The following is a 16,365-nucleotide window of genomic DNA, read 5'->3' as shown; positions in this document are numbered from 1 at the left end:
AGCGGCCCGCTCAGGGCGTGTTGTCCGCGATCGCGTACTGAATGTGGACGTACTCCGCGAACGACATCGGCGCGCGCTGTTCGATCTTCTGCTGGATCTCCTTGGCGTCCATCTCGATCGCCAGTTCGGTCTCGAGGGCGTCGACATCGAGCACCGCCGTCGACATCCCCAGCAGGAGGTGTTCACAGCCCATGTCGACGATCGTTTCCGCGTCCGGCGCGCGGTCGTCCAGTGCCTGCAACCGGGCCGCCTCCTCGAGGGAGAGGTCGGGCAGTTCCCCCTCGAGCAGCCGGTCGATCGCCTCGCGGTCGACGTCGGCGTCGGCGGCGGCCGCGTCGGGGCCGTAGTCCTCGACGGCGGCCGCGAGGTCGTCGCGGTACTCCGCCAGCAGGTCGTCGGGCGAGTCGGGAACGCTCCGTCGCTGTTCGTGGAACATTCGTACCCGACAGTGACAGCGGTCGTCCTCAAGTGGGTTGTCATACCGGCGTTCGACGCGACGATCGGCGGGGACGGAACGGCGGACGGAAGAATGCGACTGGGAGGAGCCGTCGGTCTGCGATCAGTCGGAGACTCCGTTCGACCACGCGCCGCTCGCGCCGTCGACCGGGTTCGCGTCGATTTCGATCGCGGAGGCGCGGCGGACGAACGAGTCGACCGTCTCGAAGTCGGGGCCGGGGGTGACGAGCTCCCGATCGGGATCGTACTCGATAACGTCGTAGTCGGCGAGCCGCGGAAGGTGATTGTGGCGCAACGCGGTAGCGACGCGCCGCCGGCGGTCGTCCTCGACCGCGGGCAGCGGCGTCTCCTCCTCCCACGCGGCGAGCCGGAGCGCGATCTCGTCGACGGGCAGGCGATCGCCCTCGAGCAGGAGATAGAGGAGGCGTCGGCGCCGTCGATCGGACAGGAGGTCGTAGACGCGATCCACCGTCGCCGGCTGCATCCGTTCCGACGTCATACTGTGTGTGCGACACACCACGAAAATTGATAGAAGCCTTCCTCCAAACTGTTTTGGAAACGAGGGTCGGGAATGACCGACGGTTGCGATATCGGCGCGGCGATCTACGGCGCCTCGTCGCCGAGCGAGACGGCGCCGCCGCGCTCGCTCGAGCGGTAGATCGCGTCGACGATCCGCTGGACGGTCAGCCCCTCCTCGACGGTGGAGCCGCCGCGCCGGCCGTCGGCGATCGCCTCGAAGAACGCCGCCTGTTCGTCGGCGTGGGTGTCGTTCTCCGCGGTCTCGACGCTCGTATCGAGCATGTGGTCCGGCCCGGCCGCGCTCGCCGAGTGGATCGTCAGGTCGTTCGTCTGCAGGTCGAACCGGGCGGCGGCCTCGGTGCCTCGGACGACGAACTCGTGGGTCGGCGGCCGGTTGGTCGCCCACGCCACCTCGAGGGAGACGGTTCGATCCCCCGCACAGCGGATAAAGGCGCTCGCGGAGTCGTCGACGTCGAAGGCGCCCGGCCCGCGGTCGTCGCCCCACATCTCGAGGTAGGCGTAGTCCTCGCGGGCGCCGAACTCCGAGCGGACGACGCCGGAGACGTCCTCGACGGCGGGGTAGTCCAGCAGGTGCATGGCGAGGTCGATCGCGTGGACGCCCAGGTCGACGAGCGCGCCGCCGCCCGAGACCTCGCGGCGGGTGAACCACGAGCCGCGGCCGGGGACGCCGCGCCGGCGCACGTAGTTGGCCTCGACGTGGGTCACCTCGCCGAACTCGCCGCGCTCGATCCGGTTCCGGACGAGGCGGACGGCGTTTAGGAACCGGTTGTTGAACCCGACCATGCAGACGCCCTCGGCGTCGGCCGCCGCGTCGGCGATCCGCTGGGCGCTCTCTAACGTGTGCGCGAGGGGCTTCTCGAGGAGGACGTGCAGGTCGCGCTCGAAGGCGTCGACGGCGTACTCCTCGTGGAACCGGTTGGGCGTGGTGATGACGACCGCGTCGACGGCGTCGTACAGCTCCCGGTGGTCGTCGTAGCCCTCGACGTCGTAGTGGGTCGCGAACCGCTCGCGGGCCTCCGCGTCGACGTCCATCCCGCCGACGAGCGGGACGCCGTGCTCGACGAGCCGGTCGGCGTGGTGGTGGCCGATGTTCCCGAGGCCGACGATGCCGGTGCGGACGGCGTCGACGCCGTCGCGATTCGCCGTCATCGACCGTCCTCCGTCGGGGGCCGCGGGCTCGAGCACGAGCGCAAGCGCGAGCGAGCGGCGGTCGGCTCCGCGTCAGTACAGCTGTTTCTCTCGTTCCGAACGTTCATTGTCGCGTTCTTGTTGCTGTTTTCGTTGCTTCCGGCCGCGCCGGTACTTCCGGACGCCCGGGATGATCGTGTTCTTCAGATCCAGCGCGAACGAGACGATCCCGTAGATCCAGAAGAAAAACAGCACGAGCAGACCGCCGTAGTAGACCAGCGGGACGAGGCTACTCACGCTGACCACCTGCGCCGCTCGCGCCCTCCGTACTGCCGGTTTTCGCGCTCTCCGCGGCCGTCTCGGTCTCGGGTGCCGACAGCGGCCCCTCGAGGCCGTGGACGAGCGCGTCGCCGCTCGCGGCGTCGAACAGGTGGATCTTCGAGCGGTCGAGGACGACGCTGACCTCGTCGTCCTCGTCGATCGCCGCGTCCGGGTCGACGCTCATCAGCAACTGGCCGTCCCCGGTCGCGTCTCGGTCGCCGGTCATCGTCGTGCCGCCGACGCCGTCGAGCGAGAGGTAGACGAAGATCTCGTCGCCCATCGGCTCGAGGACGTCCGTCGTCGCGTCGATCGGCGTCGACGCCGTCGCGAGCGAGTCGGCCGCATCGGACCGGGTCCGGTAGATGTCCTCCGGTCGGACGCCCATCGTCACCGTATCGCCGACGGAGACGCCCTCGAGCGCGGTCGGATCGAACGCGACGTCGAAGTGCTCGGTCGTCAGCCCGTCGGCGGTCAGTTCGGCCTCGACGAAGTTCATCGAGGGCGAGCCGATGAAACCGGCGACGAACAGGTTCGCCGGCTCGTTGTAGCACTCGAGCGGCGGGGCGATCTGCTGGAGTTCGCCGTTGTTGATGACCGCGATCCGATCGGACATGGTCATCGCCTCGGCCTGGTCGTGGGTGACGTAGATGATCGTCGTGTCCAGTTGCTTGTGGAGCCGCTGCAGTTCCGTTCTCATGTGGACCCGGAGCTTCGCGTCCAGGTTGGCCAGCGGCTCGTCCATCAGGAAGACCGCGGGTTCGCGCACGATCGCGCGAGCGATCGCGACGCGCTGTTGCTGGCCGCCCGACAGTTCGTCGGGCATCCGATCGAGCATCCCCTCGAGCTGGACGATCTCGGCGGCGCGGTCGACGCGCCGGTCGATCTCGTCTTTGTCGTACTTGCGCAGCCGCAGGCCGAACGAGATGTTGTCGTAGACGTCCATGTGGGGGAACAGCGCGATGTTCTGGAAGACCATCGCGACGCCCCGGTCCTTCGGCGGGAGGGTCGTGACGTCCGCGTCGCCGATGCGGATCGTCCCCTCGCTGGGCTTCGTGAGGCCGGCGATCGTCTCCATCGTCGTCGACTTCCCGCAACCGGAGGGGCCGACGAGGGTGACGAACTCGCCGTCCTCGATCTCGAGGTTCATGTCGTCGACGGCGACGACGTCTTCGTAGCGTTTCGTGACGTTATCGAGTGTTACGCGTGCCATAGATGATCACTCCTTGAGTGCTCCGTCGGTGAGTCCGCTGACGATTTTCTCCTGTGCGACCACGACGAGGATCAGCATGGGCAACACGCCGATGATGCTGGCGGCCGCCATCAGGTTGAAGTCCGTCGTGTACTGGGTCTGGTAGCTCAGGATGCCCCCGACCAGCGGCGACCACTGGTCGGGCTCGTTCTGCAGCGCCATGATCGAGCTGAAGAAGTACTCGTTGTAAACCGAGATGAAGGTCAACACGGCGGCGGTCGCGACGCCGGGCGCCGACAGCGGCATGATCACGCGGAACAGCGCGCCCAGCCGCGTGGTCCCTTCGACGCGTGCTGCATCCTCGAGCCCGTCCGGGATCTGCGAGTAGAACGTGGTGAGGATGAAGATCGCCAGCGGGAGGAACAGCGCGCTCATGGGCATGATCATCGAGCCCGGCGTGTTGACCAGCCGCGGCGGCGTGAACAGCTCGATCCCAAGGAACGGGAGCGTCACCGCGTTCCCGAGGAAGGCGTCGAACAGCGGGATGAGGAACGCCGCGGGCGGGAAGTACGAGATCGCCAACACGGCGAGCATCATCAGCCCGCGGCCGGGGAACTCGAGGCGCCCGAAGACGTACCCCGCGAGGCTCGCGAGGACGAGGACGATGACCGTCGTCGTCGTCGCGAGCACGAAGCTGTTGAACACGTAGAGGTGGAACGGGACCTGCTGGAACACCTCGACGAACGCGACGACGTTGAACCCCTGCGGCGCCGGGAACGGCACCTCGCCGACGGCGGGGAGGGAGACGGCCCAATTGCCCTGCTGGATCAACCCGTTCGGCGTCAGCGCGAGCACCAGCAGCCAGTAGAACGGGAACAGCGTCGTCACGAGGAAGAAGATCGTCACGACGTAGAACAGCGCCCGGTAGAGCCGGCCGCGCTTCTCCGGGTCCTCGATGACGCCGCGGGTCCAGCGCTCGAGCGGCCCGCGGTCCTCGTCGTCGGTCGACGGCTGCGGGGGCTCGCGCGCGGGTTCGGGGTCGTGAGCGTTCGACATCTCAGAATCCCTCCTTGTACTGCTGGTAGATCACGCCCATCACGGCGATACCGATGACGCCGGCGGTCACGAACGCGACCGCGGACGCGAGGCCGCGATTGGTGTTGAACGTCGAGACGACCATGCACGACAGCGACGGGACGGTCGAGCAGTTCGATACGGAATCGATGAGGCCGTAGATCCGCATCGCGGCGATGGTTCGGAACAGGACGGCGATGCCGAGCGTCGGCAGGACGAGCGGGAACGTGATCAGCTTGAACTGCTGCCACCTGCTCGCCCCGGCGACCTTCGCGACGTCGTAGAGGCTCCGGTCGATGCTCTGGAGGCCGGCCAGGATGAGCAGCGCCATGAACGCCGACGTCTTCCAGATGTCCGCGACCGAGATGATCAGCAGGGAGCTGGCCGGATCGTTCAGCGTGTTGTTCGCCTGAATGATCCCCCAGTCCGCGAGCGGGTCCGTCAGGAACCCGGCCGTGGGATGGAACATCAGGAAGAACATCATCCCCTGAATGACGATCGGGATCGCCCACGGGATGATGATCGCAGTGCGGACCCACCGCCGGCCGCGGAAGTCCTGATCGAGGACCAGCGCCTGGCCGAAGCCGATCAGCGTCTCGAAGAAGACGCTCACGACGGTGAAGACGATCGTCACCGCGAGCGCGCTCCGGAGCAGCCCGCCGAAGTGCACGAACGGGAACGTGCCGTCGACGCTAACGCGGGGCAGGAACGTCGTCGAGCCGGGGAACCGCGAGTTGGCTTCGCCGGTGAGCAGTTCGACGTAGTTCCCGAAGCCGACGAACTCCGGATCCGTCAGCACGTTCTGGTACAGCGACAGCTCGAACGTCCGCAGGAGCGGATACAGCGCGATCACGCTCAACAGCACGATGATCGGCGACAGCAGCAGGTAGGCGAACGCCGTCTCGCCGAGGTTCTCGATCCAGCGCGTGACCGCGACGGCCGGGCCCGATCGCCTCGACTCCCGGACCGGACCGGGCGTCTTGTCTTCGGTGCTCATCCTTGCGTTAGCCCTGTTCTTCGATTTCTTCGAGGCCGCTCTGGAGGTCGGCCGCCGCCTGATCGGGCGCCTTGTCCCCGGCGACCGCGAGGTTGACCTCCTCGGCGATGAGGCTCGACTGGTTCGTCCAGACCTGCGTCACCGGCCGCGGCATCGCGTTCTCGCCGGCGACGCGGAGGGTGTCCATGTAGTTGCCCATCGGATCGGCCTGCTGGACCTCCTCGGCGTCGAACAGCCCCGGCTTCGGCGGGATCCAGCCCCAGAGCTCGAACATACCGAGGTTGAACTGATCGGTCATCGTCGCGCGGATGACCTCCAGCGCCTCCTCCTTGCGCTCGGAGTTGGGGTTGAGCACGACGTGCCACCCGCCCAGCGCCGCGGTCGTGCCGCCGGTACCGGGTTGGGCGGCTTCTTCCTCGGGGACGCCGTAGGGGATCGGCATCGCGCCGTAGTCCTCGGCCGGGATCGGGTCGTCGGCCTCGGCGACGTTGAGGTTGATGGCGTAGGGCCAGTTGCGCTGCATGGCCGCGTCGCCGTTGAGGATGGCCGTGCGGGCGTCTTCCTCCGTCCACGAGGTGATGTCCGGCGTGGCGACGCTGAGCGGATACTCGTCCTCGAGGGTGTGTTCGTCCGCCTCGTCGGCGACGAAGGTGCGCATCATCCGCAGCCCCTCGATGAACTCCGGCCGGTCGACGGTCACCGGGCGGTCGCCGACGGGGCCGAACAGGTTGTCGAAGCCGCCGAAGTAGGCGCCGCCGAACGAGGACATGACCTCGTTCCACGTACAGCAGGACGTCCCCTCGTACTGGTCCCACTGGGTCGCGAGGCCGTACTCGGCGTCGGAGGCCTCGACGATCTCCTGGGTGATCTCGGCCCACTCCGACCAGGTCATCGGCTCGGTCGCCCACGTCTCGAAGTCGCTCTCGCCGTAGCCGGCCTCCCGCGCGTAGTCCTTCCGGTACTGCATCGTCGGGTAGTCCGGGAACATCGGGACGCCGTACAGGTCGCCGCTCCCCGGATCGCGGGCCGTCGCGGTGAACCGTTCGAAGTACTCGTCCTCGACCGTCGACAGCTCAGAGTCGTCGAGTTCCTCGCTCAAGTTCGCGATGTGACCGCGCTGGATGAAGACGTTCACCCAGCCGTTGTCCATCAGGAACAGGTCCGGCTGGGTCTCGCCGGCCTCGAGCAGGTTCGTGTACGTCTCCCGGCGGGCGCCCGTCTCCTCGTCGCCGGGCTGGAGCTCGATGTCGACGCCGTCGGCGCCGCTGTCCTGCACGAGCGAGACGATCTCGTCGCCGACCGCTTCCGCGGCGTTCGGGTCGAACCCCCAGACGACGGCCCCGCTGCTCGAGCTCTCGCCGCCGTAGATGCAGCCGGCCAGGCTGACGCTGGCGCCGCCGGCTCCGGCCGCCTTCACGAACGTCCGCCGCGACACGCTCCCATCGGTTCGATCTCCCTGTGAGTGTCTTTCACTCATATGAAGAACAATGATACTAAGGCATACTTATACTTAATGGACGAGTTACAACAGGTGTTGTTAACTCCCCGATATGGCGCAGTTCCGCGGAGACGGCGCTGATAGCCGTTCTACTCCCGTCTCGATAGAAGTACGTAGCCGCTCACACCGAACGGCGCTCACTCGAGGGCCGTGATCGTGATCTCGATGGCCTCGAGGTCCTCGAGCATCGCGCCCCAGCCGCCGACCGTCACGTCGCCGTCGTCCGTCGCGAGCGTCAGCGAGGCCTTCCCCGATAGCTGCAGCAGAGTGATCGCCTCCGTCGACGCGTCCGTCCTCGCGTTGTCGACGTACGAGACGTCCGTGATCGTTCCCGTCCGCGTTACCGCCTCGCCGGTGTCCGTATCGTACCCCCGCACCGTCGCCCGGATCGCGACGCCGTCCGCGAGGAGCGGCTCGACGTCGCGGAGGCACTGTCTGAGATCGACGTACGCGATCGGCGGCTCGTCGCGCCGATCCGTGTAGATCGTCTCGTGGACCTCCCAGAGACAGGAGAGGAAGTACCAGTGGACGACGTACGCGAGGGTGCGGTCGTTGACGATCACGCCGTACTGATTCGTCGAATCGCCGTGCGGGGAGAAACAGGTCCAGGAGCGGTCGATCAGCGCGACGAACGGCGAGGGCAGCGGGCGGTACCGCGCTTCCGCGCAGGTCCGCTCGAGCTCGTCGGTCCCGGGGAGCTCCGGCTCCGAATCCAGCTCCGGAAACAGGCTCACCTTGACGTTGACGCCGTTCTCCCGGGCGACCGCGAGCGCGTCCGCGAGCTCGTCGAACTGGGCGGGCGTGAGCCCGACCTGGACCTGGTTGTCGGCCTCGCGAATCAGTTCGTCGGCCCGCGCCAATACCGTATCGAGGCGCTTGACGATGCTCACCTTGTGGTCCTCGAGGTCGGGACGGCTCCACCGGTCCTCGATCTCCTCGGCCGCGGTCTGGAAGCGGTCGGCGCGGGCCCGGAGGTCGGCGAGGACGTCCGCCGGATCGTGCGCCCGGGCGTGAAGGCTGTCCTGCTCGTAGGTCTCGACGTACCCTTTCTCCTCGAGCCCCCGCAGCACGTCGTAGATCCGCGGATCCGGCACCGAACTGGCCTGCGCGACGTCGGTCGCCGACGCCGAGCCGAGCTCGAGCAGCGTTACGAAGGCGTCCGCCTGGTACGGCGATAGCCCCGCTTCCTCGAGCGTCGCCGTCAGTTCGTCGCCGTCCATCACCGTTCACCTCGTCCCCGCGCGCCGCAGCGCTGTAACCCGGCGATCGACGCGTCCCCGCTGCTGCTCCAGCAAACCGACCGACAACCGCCGGCCGCTCTGCGGGAGGGGTTCACACTCATTTCAAGTCGGCTAACACACCGGGTGTAAAAAAGACTGTCTCCGGCGCCACACTGAAGACGCTCGGCTCGAAACCGCGGCGGTATGATCAGTCGCGCGCTCGAGCGCCTCCGCCGGCCGGAGTACACCGGCGCGAACAGGTGTCTGCCGTGTACCGTCCTCAACGTCGTTCTCGTGGGGGCTGTCGCGGCCGCCCTCGCGATCGTCGACCGACCGGTCGTCGCCGCCGGCACCGTCGTCGTCGGCGCTGCGGCGATCTGGCTGCGCGGCTACGCGGTGCCGTACACGCCCGCGATCGGGCCACGACTCGCGGCGCGACTCCCGGGCGATCCGTTCGGCCACGCCGGCGACCCGGCGACCGCGCGACCGACGTCCGGACTCGCGGAGGGAACGGACGCCGAGGCGACCCGGCCGACCGGCGACGAGGTCGTCACCGCGCTGCTCGAGGCCGGCGTCGTCGTGCCGGTTCCGGCGGCGGACGACGGCGATACCGATACCGACTCCGGCGCCAACGCCGACGCCGATGCACCCCCGGAACTCACCCTCGCCGACTCGTTCCGCGAGGACTGGCGGGCCGGGATGGACCGACTCAGGGACCGCGACCTCGAGGAACTCGCCGCCGTCGCTGACGAGCTTACCGACCCGTCGGTTACGACGCGGGCGAGCCGCGAGTTTCGCACTGAGACGGTCGTGCTCGAGGGGGACGCCGAAACTGGTGGCATCGCATCGCTCGCGCGTCCGATCGCAATCGCGGAACTCGCGGCCGTCCGCGCTCTCGAGTCGCGGATCGACGACCCCGCGGTCCGCCTCGCCGCCGGTCGGCCGCTGCGCTCGCTGCTGACGTCGTGTCCGCGCTGCGGGAGCGACCTGACGATCACGCAGTCGAGTTGCTGCGGCGAGGTGACGCCGATGGGCGAAACGCCGCCGGAGAAGCTGGTCTGTCCGGACTGCGACGTGCGGTATTTCACCTACTCCTGAGCGCCCGATCGCGATCGACGTTACTCGCGCATCGAGCGCACCGCCTCGCGGTCCGGCAGCGCCGCCATCGCCCCCGCGGCCGTCGTCGCCGCCGCGCCGACCGCGTTGGCGAACGCCAGCGTCGACTCGAGGTCGCGACCCTCGTGGAGCGCCGCGATCGTCCCCGCGACGAAGGCGTCCCCGGCGCCGGTGGTGTCGACCACGTCGGCGTCGTACCCCGCGTGTTCGGCCGCACCGGCCCACGGCGACTCGTCGGCTCCGACCGCGATCGCTCCCTCGCCGCCGCGGGTCGCGAAGACCGCGTCCGGGCCGGCCGCGAGCGCGGCTCGAGCGCGGGCCTCGAGGTCGTCGCCGTCGTCGCCTGTGCCGTCATCCCCGTCGCTCCCGAAACCGAGCACCGCGAGTTCCTCGTCGGTCGCTTTCAGCACGTCGACGTGCTCGAGGGCGTCCCGGACGACCGTCCGGAACGTTTCCGTATCGGGCCACAGTTCGGGTCTGTAGTTCGGATCGAACGAGGTCGTACAGCCCGCGTCGGCGGCCCGCTCGAGCAGGTCGAGCGTCGCGTCGCAGGCCCGACCGCTCGCGAGCGTCACGCCGCCGGCGTGGACCCACGCCCGGTCCGCGAGGGTCGCGTCGTCGATCCGGCCGGGCTCGAGGCGGGTGTCCGCGGTTCCGTCGCGGTAGAACGAGAAGCTGCGGTCGCCGCGCTCGTCGTGGGTGACGAAGGCCAGCGTCGTCTTCGCGTCGGGATCGCGCTCGAGGAACCGGTCCGGCAGCCCGCGCTCGGTCAGCACCGACTCGAGGTAGCGGCCGAACGGGTCGTCGCCGACGCGGGTCCAGAACAGCGGCGTGTGCTCGAGGCGCGCGAGCGCGACGGCGACGTTCGCGGGGGCACCGCCCGCCCGCCGTTCGAACCCCTCGACGCTCGAGATCGGGCCGGGGCGCTCGGGGAGGAAGTCGATCAGCGTTTCGCCGGCCACTAACACGTCGCGAGTCATGCGCTCTCGTTTCTCGTCCCGCGGATAATGCGTTACGGAGCCACGCGGTGGCGACCGACGTCGCGGAATCGGCTCGAGTCACCCGAACGTGGACTCGAACCGACGTCAGAAGACCAGCAGGAGCCCGACCACGACGGCCGTCACGTAGACGGTGACCGCGCCGGCGTAGCGCACGAACTCCCGCCAGTCGAACCCGTACAGCGAGAGGAAACTCGCGAACAGGAAGCCGAGCCAGAGGTTCGACAGGCCCGCGCCGTACATCGTCGCGACGAGCGAGGTGACGAGATCGGCGTCCGCGGCAGCGACCGCCGGCCCCTGAAGCACCCACAGCGAGCCCGGATCGGGGACCAGCAGGCCGAGCGCGAACGCGACGACGTAGGACGCCACGGCGGGGAGCCCGGTGGCGGCGATCGCGTCGCCGATCGTCCCGTAGAGTCCCGCCTCGTCGAGCAGTGCCCACGCGCCGGCGTACAGCAGGAACGGGACGACCATGTGGAGCGCCCACCGGGTCGCCGCCTCGGTCTTCTGTCGGAACGCCATCGGCGGCCCCTGGACCGCGAGGCCGAGGATCAGCAGCGTAAACGCCAGCCACGGCAGCGTCAGGCGCCCGCCCGTCGCGAAGTGCCAGCCGAAGGAGACGACGCCCACGGCGACCGCGAGCGCGGTGATCAGCGTCGAGTTCTCGAGGCGATCGCCGAGTTCCCGGTCTTCGGGGGGAACCGCCGGCGAGTAGTGATCGAGCGCGTCCGCGATCGATCCGGACGCGCCGAGGCGGTCGTTTCGCTCGCCGAGCGCGGTGATCTCCTCGTCCGCCGCGTCCGCGTCCGGCGCCAGCAAAACGAGCAGCGCGGGGAGCGTGAGCACGAACGCGACGCTCGAGACGAGGTTGACCGGATGCAACAGGAACGCCGACATCGCGACCGAGCCGACCTCGTCGACCATGAAGTTCGCCAGCCCGCTCTCGTCGGCCATCAGGAGGGCGCCGGGACTCGAGAGCCCCTGATTCGTGAGCACGAGCGCGAGCAGGCTCGCCGTGAGCACCGCGGGATAGTGGACCCGCGTCCCGTCCTCGCGGGCGCGGCGACAGAGTCGCTGGCCGAGGTACACCCCGCCGATCAGGCCGAGCGCCCAGTTGAGCCAGCCCAGCAGCAGGGAGAGGACGCCGGTCGCGTAGATGACGCCGGTCTGGCTCGTCGGCAGCGGTGCGGCGAGTCGATCGAACGCCGCGCCGACCCGCGGGGATTCGACGAAGGTGGCCCCCAGCACCCAGTAGAGGATCAGCAGCATCTGGACGCTGAAGAGGCCGAAGAAACCGGTTCCCAGCAGCTCGAGCTGGGTCATCGGCTCGAGGAACGGCGCGGTCGCGAGCAACGCCGCGGCGGCGAGCACCACGGCGTTGCCCAGCGGTTCGGGGAAGTACCGGCCGAGCGCCGGGACGAACGCGTCGCGGTAGCGGTCCGAGCGCGCGTCGCTTGCGGTTCCAGTCGTGCTCGAGTCCGCGTCGGCGTTCGGAGTCGAGGAGGCTGGTTCGCCCGCCATCGCGATCACCCGAACACCCCGATGGCGAGCGCGCCGCTTCCGAGCACGAGCCCGCTAAAGAGGAACAGGACGACGACGTAGCCCATCATGTCGCGGATCGAGAGGCCGGCGATCCCCAGCACGGGCAGCGCCCAGAACGGCTGGATCATGTTGGTCCACTGGTCGCCCATCGCGAACGCGATGAGCATGTGGTTCATTTGTGTCCCTGCGATCTGCCGGGTCGCCGACGCGTACACTTCGCCCGTGACGACCCACTGGCCGCCGCCGGAGGGGACGAAGAAGTTGACGATGCCGGCAGAGACGAACACGAACAGGTACCACGTCGTCTCGGTCGCGTACGCGGCGGCCGTCTGGGCGATCAACTCGACCAGCCCGGAAAAGACCATGATGCCCATGATCCCGCCGTAGAACTGGAACTGAATGATGATCTGGCTGGCCCCCTCGATCGCCTCGTAGAAGACGTCGATGTAGCTCCGCAGCGTGCCGTGCGCGAGGAAGCCGAGGCCGAACATCACCGTGATGAAGACGTTGATGTTGAACACGTCCATGAACGGCTCCGTCACGAACAGGTAGCCGAGGTAGGCCCAGATGAGCAGTCCCATCCCGAGACAGACGGCCCTGCTATCAAGCAGCGCCGCCTTCGGCGCGGATTCGCGGGTGCGGTGGGGGAGCCGCGCCGCGGCGGCGCTCGCGGGCTCGCCGCCGTCGGCCGCCAGATCGCTGACGTCGGCCCCGCGAAGCTGCTCTTTCGGCACCGTCGTCGCGTTCTCCTGTCTGGGCGCCATCAGCGGCATGACGACGACGGTCACGAGCACGACGCCGGCGACGATCGCGAGGTTGAACGGATGGAAGATCGTCTCCGAGACCGGGACGACGCCCATGCTCTCCTCGGCGAAGTGGCCCTCCGTCGCCGAGAGCAACAGCGCGGCCCCGGAGAGGCCCTGGTGCCAGGGCAACAGCCCCGCGTAGGCGGCCGCGACCAGCAGCGGGTAGTGGACGGCGATCCCCTTTTCGGCCATCTCGATGCCGACCTCGCGGGCGAGGATCGCCCCGGCGATCAGGACGACGCCCCAGTGAAAGAGCCCCAGCAACTGGCCGCAGAGCGCGACGACGAAGATCGCCTGTAGCTGGCTGTCCGGAACCGCGGCGACCCGCCGGAGCACGCGCTTGACCGGCGGTGAGTCCGCGAGCGCCCAGCCGGTCAGCAGCGCGAGCGACGCCTGCATCGAGAACGCGATGACTTCCCAGAAGCCGGCCCCCCAGTGGACCGCGACGTCGACCGGCCCCTCGGGGGTGACCAGCACCGCGATGACCATTGTCAGGAAGGTCAGCAGGAGCGCGAAGATGAACGCGTCCGGAAGGTACCGCTGGACGATTCGGCTCGAGACGTCGCCGAGCGCGGTGAAGAAGGCCCGGACCCGCCCGTGATCGTCCGCTCGAGCACTCATGGATGCGACGGCGTCCGCGGCCGCTGATACTGCGATGCCGATTCCCGAACCGTCCGAACGCCTGCCCGCAGTGACATGACGTATCAAAGCGCGTACTTACACACGCAGTTAAATTCGATGCCGTATGCAACGGCTACGGCGGGCCTGCGACGGGTGATAACCGGAAACTCACGGAAGTACCGATCGGGTAACTCGCCGATCGGTCCCGGATCGCCGTCCGGTGCCGTCACGTTCGCCCCGCCGACCGCCCTCGAGGCGAGCGGGCCTCGCGACGAATCGAGCTACTCGAGGCGCCGGTACAGCGCCATGACGTCGTCGACGTTCTCCTCGCCGTCGTTGTTGATGTCGTACCGGCCCGGCATCGGTTCGGGATCGGTGATGTGACCCGCTCGTTCGATCGTCAGCGTCGCCGTCGCCTCGCCGACGGCCACCTCGTACTCGCCGGGTTCGACGACCTTCGCCTGATGGCCCGGCATATCGCCGGGGACGACCTCGAGCGTCGAGAGGTCGAGTTCGATCGTGACGGTTTCGCTCTCGCCGGCGCCGAGGCGGACGCGCTCGAAGCCCATCAGGCGGCGGTGGGGCTGCAGCACCGAGCCGTAGGACTCGGTGTTGTACACTTCGACGATGTGCTCGCCGGCCACGTCGCCGGTGTTGTGGACGGTGACCGTCGCCGTGACCGTCGGCGTCGACGCCGGATCGGCGACGGTCGCCGGCGACAGCGAGAGGTCAGAGTACTCCCACTCGGTGTAGGAGAGGCCGTGGCCGAACTCGAACTGGACCAGTTGGTCCGCGGCGCCGACGGACTGGCGCGGCGGGTAGTCGTCGTAGAACTGCGGCACGTGGCCGACGTTGCCTTCCCAGGTGAACGGCAGCTTCCCGGAGGGGTTGTAGTCGCCGAACAGCGTGTCCGCGACCGCGACGCCGGTGTCGCTGCCCGGCTGGCCGGCAAAGAGGACCGCGTCGAGGTGATCGAAGGTCTCGGCGGTCCCGCGCGGGCTCCCGGCGAGGATCACGCCGACGAGCGGAACGTCGTCGCCGGTCGCCTCGGCGACGAGTTCGACGAGTTCCCGCTGGGCCTCGGGGAACCGCATCTTGTCGCGGTCGCCGAAGCCCTCGTTGTGCGGCCCCTCGCCGAGGACGATCACGACCGCGTCAGAGTCGGGCGCGGCCTCGCGGATCGCCGCCGCCTGCTCGTCGGTCACGTCGAAGAAGCCGTTGTCGAAGTTCTCGTAGATGCTCTCGTAGGGGGCCGCGCGGAACTCTGTCGGGACGTGCGTGAGCCGTTTTCCGAGTCGGGCGGCCATCGCGTCCTCGATCGTGTTCTGGCGCGGCCGCGGGCCGTCCTCGGTGAGGCTCCCGTCCTCGATCCCCTGCCAGCCCAGCGTCCAGCCGCCGTGTTGCATCAGGAACCGGTTCGGCGTCCCCTCCTCGACGCCGGGGCCGGTCAGGAGGACCCGCTCGGTGCCCTCGAGCGGCAGGGCGTCGTTCTCGTTTTTCAGCAGCACGAGCGACTCCTTGGCCAACTGCTCGGAGACGCTCTGTGCGCCGCCGACGAGCTCGCTGATCTGGTCCTCAGGGACGGTCGGCTGCTCGAACAGCCCGAGTTCCAGCTTGAGCTCGAGGATGCGCCGGACCGAGGCGTCGATCCGCGCTTCCGAGATCTCGCCGCTCTCGACGAGGTCGATCACGGTCTCGATGAAGTCCGTCGGCGCGACCTCGCCGCCGCACATGTGCATGTCGACCCCGGCGGCGATCCCCTGCTTGACCGCCTCGCGCCAGCCTTCCTCCGTGTCGGGCAGGTACTCGTGGTTGGAGATCAGCCGGTAGAAGTCGTCCCAGTCGCTCAGGATGACGCCGTCGAAGTCGAAGCGCTTGCGCAGCACCTGGATGAGCAGCCAGCTCGAGGCGTGGGCCGGCTTGCCGTTGACCGCGCCGCTGTTGACCATCACCGTCTTCGCCTCCTCGAGCGCGCGCTCGTAGGCCGGGAACTGTCTGGTGCGCAGATCGCGCATCGACGTGCGGGCGTGGGCGCGGTCCTTGCCGGTGTTGGGCGTCCCGTAGCCGGCGAAGTGTTTGACCGTCGCGGCGACGCGGTCGGTCGCCTGGAAGCCGCGGGCGCGGGCCTTCCCCATCTCGCCGAGCAGCATCGAGTCCTCGCTGTGGCCCTCGAAGAACCGGCCCCAGCGCATGTCCCGCAGCAGGTCGACCGTCGGCCCGAAGATCCAGTGGCCGCCCATGGCCGCGATCTCGGCGCCGGTGTGGGTCGCCGCGTCCTCGACGAGGTCGACGTCGCGGGTCGCGCCCATGTTGAGCCGCTGGGGGAAGCTCGTACAGCCGTCGAGCAGCGTGTTGCCGTGGAGCGCGTCGCCGCCCCAGACGAACGGAATTCCGGTGCCGTTGTGCTCGACGTTATACTGCTGGAGCCGGTTCAGCCCGGCGACGAACTCCTCGCCGTCGAACGTCGGCCCCGTGGCGCCGCCGTTGAGGATCGAACCGACGTGCAGTTCGGTAAAGAGCTCGCCGAGCGTCGCCGGCTCCTCGTGGTCGTTGAACGCGGTCTCGGGGCCGAACCCCTCGCCGAGGTTGTCGATCGCGACCTGGGTCATCTGGCCGACCTTCTGCTCGAGGGTCAGCTCCTCGAGCAGTCGGTCGATCGAGTGTCCGTCGCCGCCCGTCGTCGCGGCCGCACTGTCCGCGCCGAGACCGACCGCCGAGGCCGCGGTCGCGGCGCCGGTCGCCTTCATGAACGTCCGTCGCGATTCGTCGACTGCGTCCGCGTCCGATTCCTCGCGCTGTGAGTTACCGTCGGACATACGGACCGGGTACGGAACCTGTGATACAATAAACATTTTCGGC

At 68.6% G+C, this 16,365-nt stretch carries 14 protein-coding genes; 1 reads left to right on the top strand and 13 read right to left on the bottom strand.

Going from position 1 to position 16,365, the window contains the following annotated elements:
• Nucleotides 1-10: 10 nt before the first annotated feature.
• The 9 genes from ACYQ26_RS17750 to ACYQ26_RS17710 form a co-directional block, all read right to left on the bottom strand.
• Nucleotides 11-436 (bottom strand): DUF5791 family protein, encoded by a 426-nt coding sequence (locus tag ACYQ26_RS17750; protein ID WP_459810216.1) that lies wholly within the window; start codon nt 434-436, stop codon nt 11-13.
• A 123-nt stretch (nt 437-559) separates the two neighbouring features.
• Nucleotides 560-955: a DUF7344 domain-containing protein gene (locus tag ACYQ26_RS17745; RefSeq protein WP_459810215.1), complete on the bottom strand. Its 396-nt coding sequence runs from the start codon at nt 953-955 to the stop codon at nt 560-562.
• A 104-nt stretch (nt 956-1,059) separates the two neighbouring features.
• Nucleotides 1,060-2,145, bottom strand: coding sequence for a Gfo/Idh/MocA family protein (locus tag ACYQ26_RS17740; protein ID WP_459810214.1), 1,086 nt, complete (start codon nt 2,143-2,145; stop codon nt 1,060-1,062).
• A 72-nt stretch (nt 2,146-2,217) separates the two neighbouring features.
• Entirely contained in the window at nt 2,218-2,421 is a 204-nt protein-coding gene (locus ACYQ26_RS17735) for a DUF8005 family protein (RefSeq protein ID WP_459810213.1), read from the bottom strand.
• Complete coding sequence (locus ACYQ26_RS17730) at nt 2,414-3,655, bottom strand: ABC transporter ATP-binding protein (protein ID WP_459810212.1); 1,242 nt, start codon at nt 3,653-3,655, stop codon at nt 2,414-2,416. Before ACYQ26_RS17730 ends, ACYQ26_RS17735 begins: the two co-directional genes overlap by 8 nt.
• A gap of 6 nt (nt 3,656-3,661) precedes the next feature.
• Nucleotides 3,662-4,690 carry a carbohydrate ABC transporter permease gene (locus tag ACYQ26_RS17725; RefSeq protein WP_459810211.1) on the bottom strand — a complete coding sequence of 343 codons (1,029 nt, stop codon included), beginning with the start codon at nt 4,688-4,690 and terminating at the stop codon, nt 3,662-3,664.
• 1 nt (nt 4,691) lies between these two features.
• A complete protein-coding gene (locus tag ACYQ26_RS17720; protein WP_459810210.1) occupies nt 4,692-5,705 on the bottom strand; it encodes a carbohydrate ABC transporter permease in 1,014 nt (337 codons plus the stop codon).
• Between the two features lie 7 nt (nt 5,706-5,712).
• Nucleotides 5,713-7,182, bottom strand: a complete 1,470-nt coding sequence (locus tag ACYQ26_RS17715) for a substrate-binding domain-containing protein (protein WP_459810209.1) — start codon at nt 7,180-7,182, stop codon at nt 5,713-5,715.
• A 158-nt stretch (nt 7,183-7,340) separates the two neighbouring features.
• A complete protein-coding gene (locus ACYQ26_RS17710) occupies nt 7,341-8,423 on the bottom strand; it encodes a TrmB family transcriptional regulator (protein WP_459810208.1) in 1,083 nt (360 codons plus the stop codon).
• 204 nt (nt 8,424-8,627) lie between these two features.
• Between ACYQ26_RS17710 and ACYQ26_RS17705 the strand changes: the two genes are divergently transcribed.
• Nucleotides 8,628-9,521 (top strand): DUF8054 domain-containing protein, encoded by an 894-nt coding sequence (locus ACYQ26_RS17705; RefSeq protein WP_459810207.1) that lies wholly within the window; start codon nt 8,628-8,630, stop codon nt 9,519-9,521.
• A 20-nt stretch (nt 9,522-9,541) separates the two neighbouring features.
• Here the strand turns inward: ACYQ26_RS17705 and ACYQ26_RS17700 are convergent, their stop codons facing one another.
• The 4 genes from ACYQ26_RS17700 to ACYQ26_RS17685 all read right to left on the bottom strand — a co-directional run bounded on the left by ACYQ26_RS17700 (nt 9,542) and on the right by ACYQ26_RS17685 (nt 16,322).
• Nucleotides 9,542-10,519 (bottom strand): carbohydrate kinase family protein, encoded by a 978-nt coding sequence (locus ACYQ26_RS17700; protein WP_459810206.1) that lies wholly within the window; start codon nt 10,517-10,519, stop codon nt 9,542-9,544.
• A gap of 105 nt (nt 10,520-10,624) precedes the next feature.
• Complete coding sequence (locus ACYQ26_RS17695; protein ID WP_459810205.1) at nt 10,625-12,058, bottom strand: TIGR00366 family protein; 1,434 nt, start codon at nt 12,056-12,058, stop codon at nt 10,625-10,627.
• Nucleotides 12,059-12,063: 5 nt separating this feature from the next.
• The gene (locus ACYQ26_RS17690) at nt 12,064-13,506 is read right to left on the bottom strand and encodes a short-chain fatty acid transporter (RefSeq protein ID WP_459810204.1); all 1,443 of its coding nucleotides are present in this window, start codon (nt 13,504-13,506) and stop codon (nt 12,064-12,066) included.
• 281 nt (nt 13,507-13,787) lie between these two features.
• Nucleotides 13,788-16,322, bottom strand: a complete 2,535-nt coding sequence (locus ACYQ26_RS17685; protein WP_459810203.1) for a glycoside hydrolase family 3 protein — start codon at nt 16,320-16,322, stop codon at nt 13,788-13,790.
• Between the last annotated feature and the right edge of the window lie 43 nt (nt 16,323-16,365).

It is taken from the genome of Halopiger thermotolerans, from assembly GCF_054654555.1.
This window is presented reverse-complemented; position numbering and strand designations above follow the sequence as displayed.

What these genes read in the sequence shown, in the direction of transcription:
- ACYQ26_RS17750 (WP_459810216.1), bottom strand. Translation starts at nt 436, where the DNA reads ATGTTCCACGAACAGCGACGGAGCGTTCCCGACTCGCCCGACGACCTG.
- ACYQ26_RS17745 (WP_459810215.1), bottom strand. Translation starts at nt 955, where the DNA reads ATGACGTCGGAACGGATGCAGCCGGCGACGGTGGATCGCGTCTACGAC.
- ACYQ26_RS17740 (WP_459810214.1), bottom strand. Translation starts at nt 2,145, where the DNA reads ATGACGGCGAATCGCGACGGCGTCGACGCCGTCCGCACCGGCATCGTC.
- ACYQ26_RS17730 (WP_459810212.1), bottom strand. Translation starts at nt 3,655, where the DNA reads ATGGCACGCGTAACACTCGATAACGTCACGAAACGCTACGAAGACGTC.
- ACYQ26_RS17725 (WP_459810211.1), bottom strand. Translation starts at nt 4,690, where the DNA reads ATGTCGAACGCTCACGACCCCGAACCCGCGCGCGAGCCCCCGCAGCCG.
- ACYQ26_RS17720 (WP_459810210.1), bottom strand. Translation starts at nt 5,705, where the DNA reads ATGAGCACCGAAGACAAGACGCCCGGTCCGGTCCGGGAGTCGAGGCGA.
- ACYQ26_RS17715 (WP_459810209.1), bottom strand. Translation starts at nt 7,182, where the DNA reads ATGAGTGAAAGACACTCACAGGGAGATCGAACCGATGGGAGCGTGTCG.
- ACYQ26_RS17710 (WP_459810208.1), bottom strand. Translation starts at nt 8,423, where the DNA reads ATGGACGGCGACGAACTGACGGCGACGCTCGAGGAAGCGGGGCTATCG.
- ACYQ26_RS17705 (WP_459810207.1), top strand. Translation starts at nt 8,628, where the DNA reads ATGATCAGTCGCGCGCTCGAGCGCCTCCGCCGGCCGGAGTACACCGGC.
- ACYQ26_RS17700 (WP_459810206.1), bottom strand. Translation starts at nt 10,519, where the DNA reads ATGACTCGCGACGTGTTAGTGGCCGGCGAAACGCTGATCGACTTCCTC.
- ACYQ26_RS17695 (WP_459810205.1), bottom strand. Translation starts at nt 12,058, where the DNA reads ATGGCGGGCGAACCAGCCTCCTCGACTCCGAACGCCGACGCGGACTCG.
- ACYQ26_RS17690 (WP_459810204.1), bottom strand. Translation starts at nt 13,506, where the DNA reads ATGAGTGCTCGAGCGGACGATCACGGGCGGGTCCGGGCCTTCTTCACC.
- ACYQ26_RS17685 (WP_459810203.1), bottom strand. Translation starts at nt 16,322, where the DNA reads ATGTCCGACGGTAACTCACAGCGCGAGGAATCGGACGCGGACGCAGTC.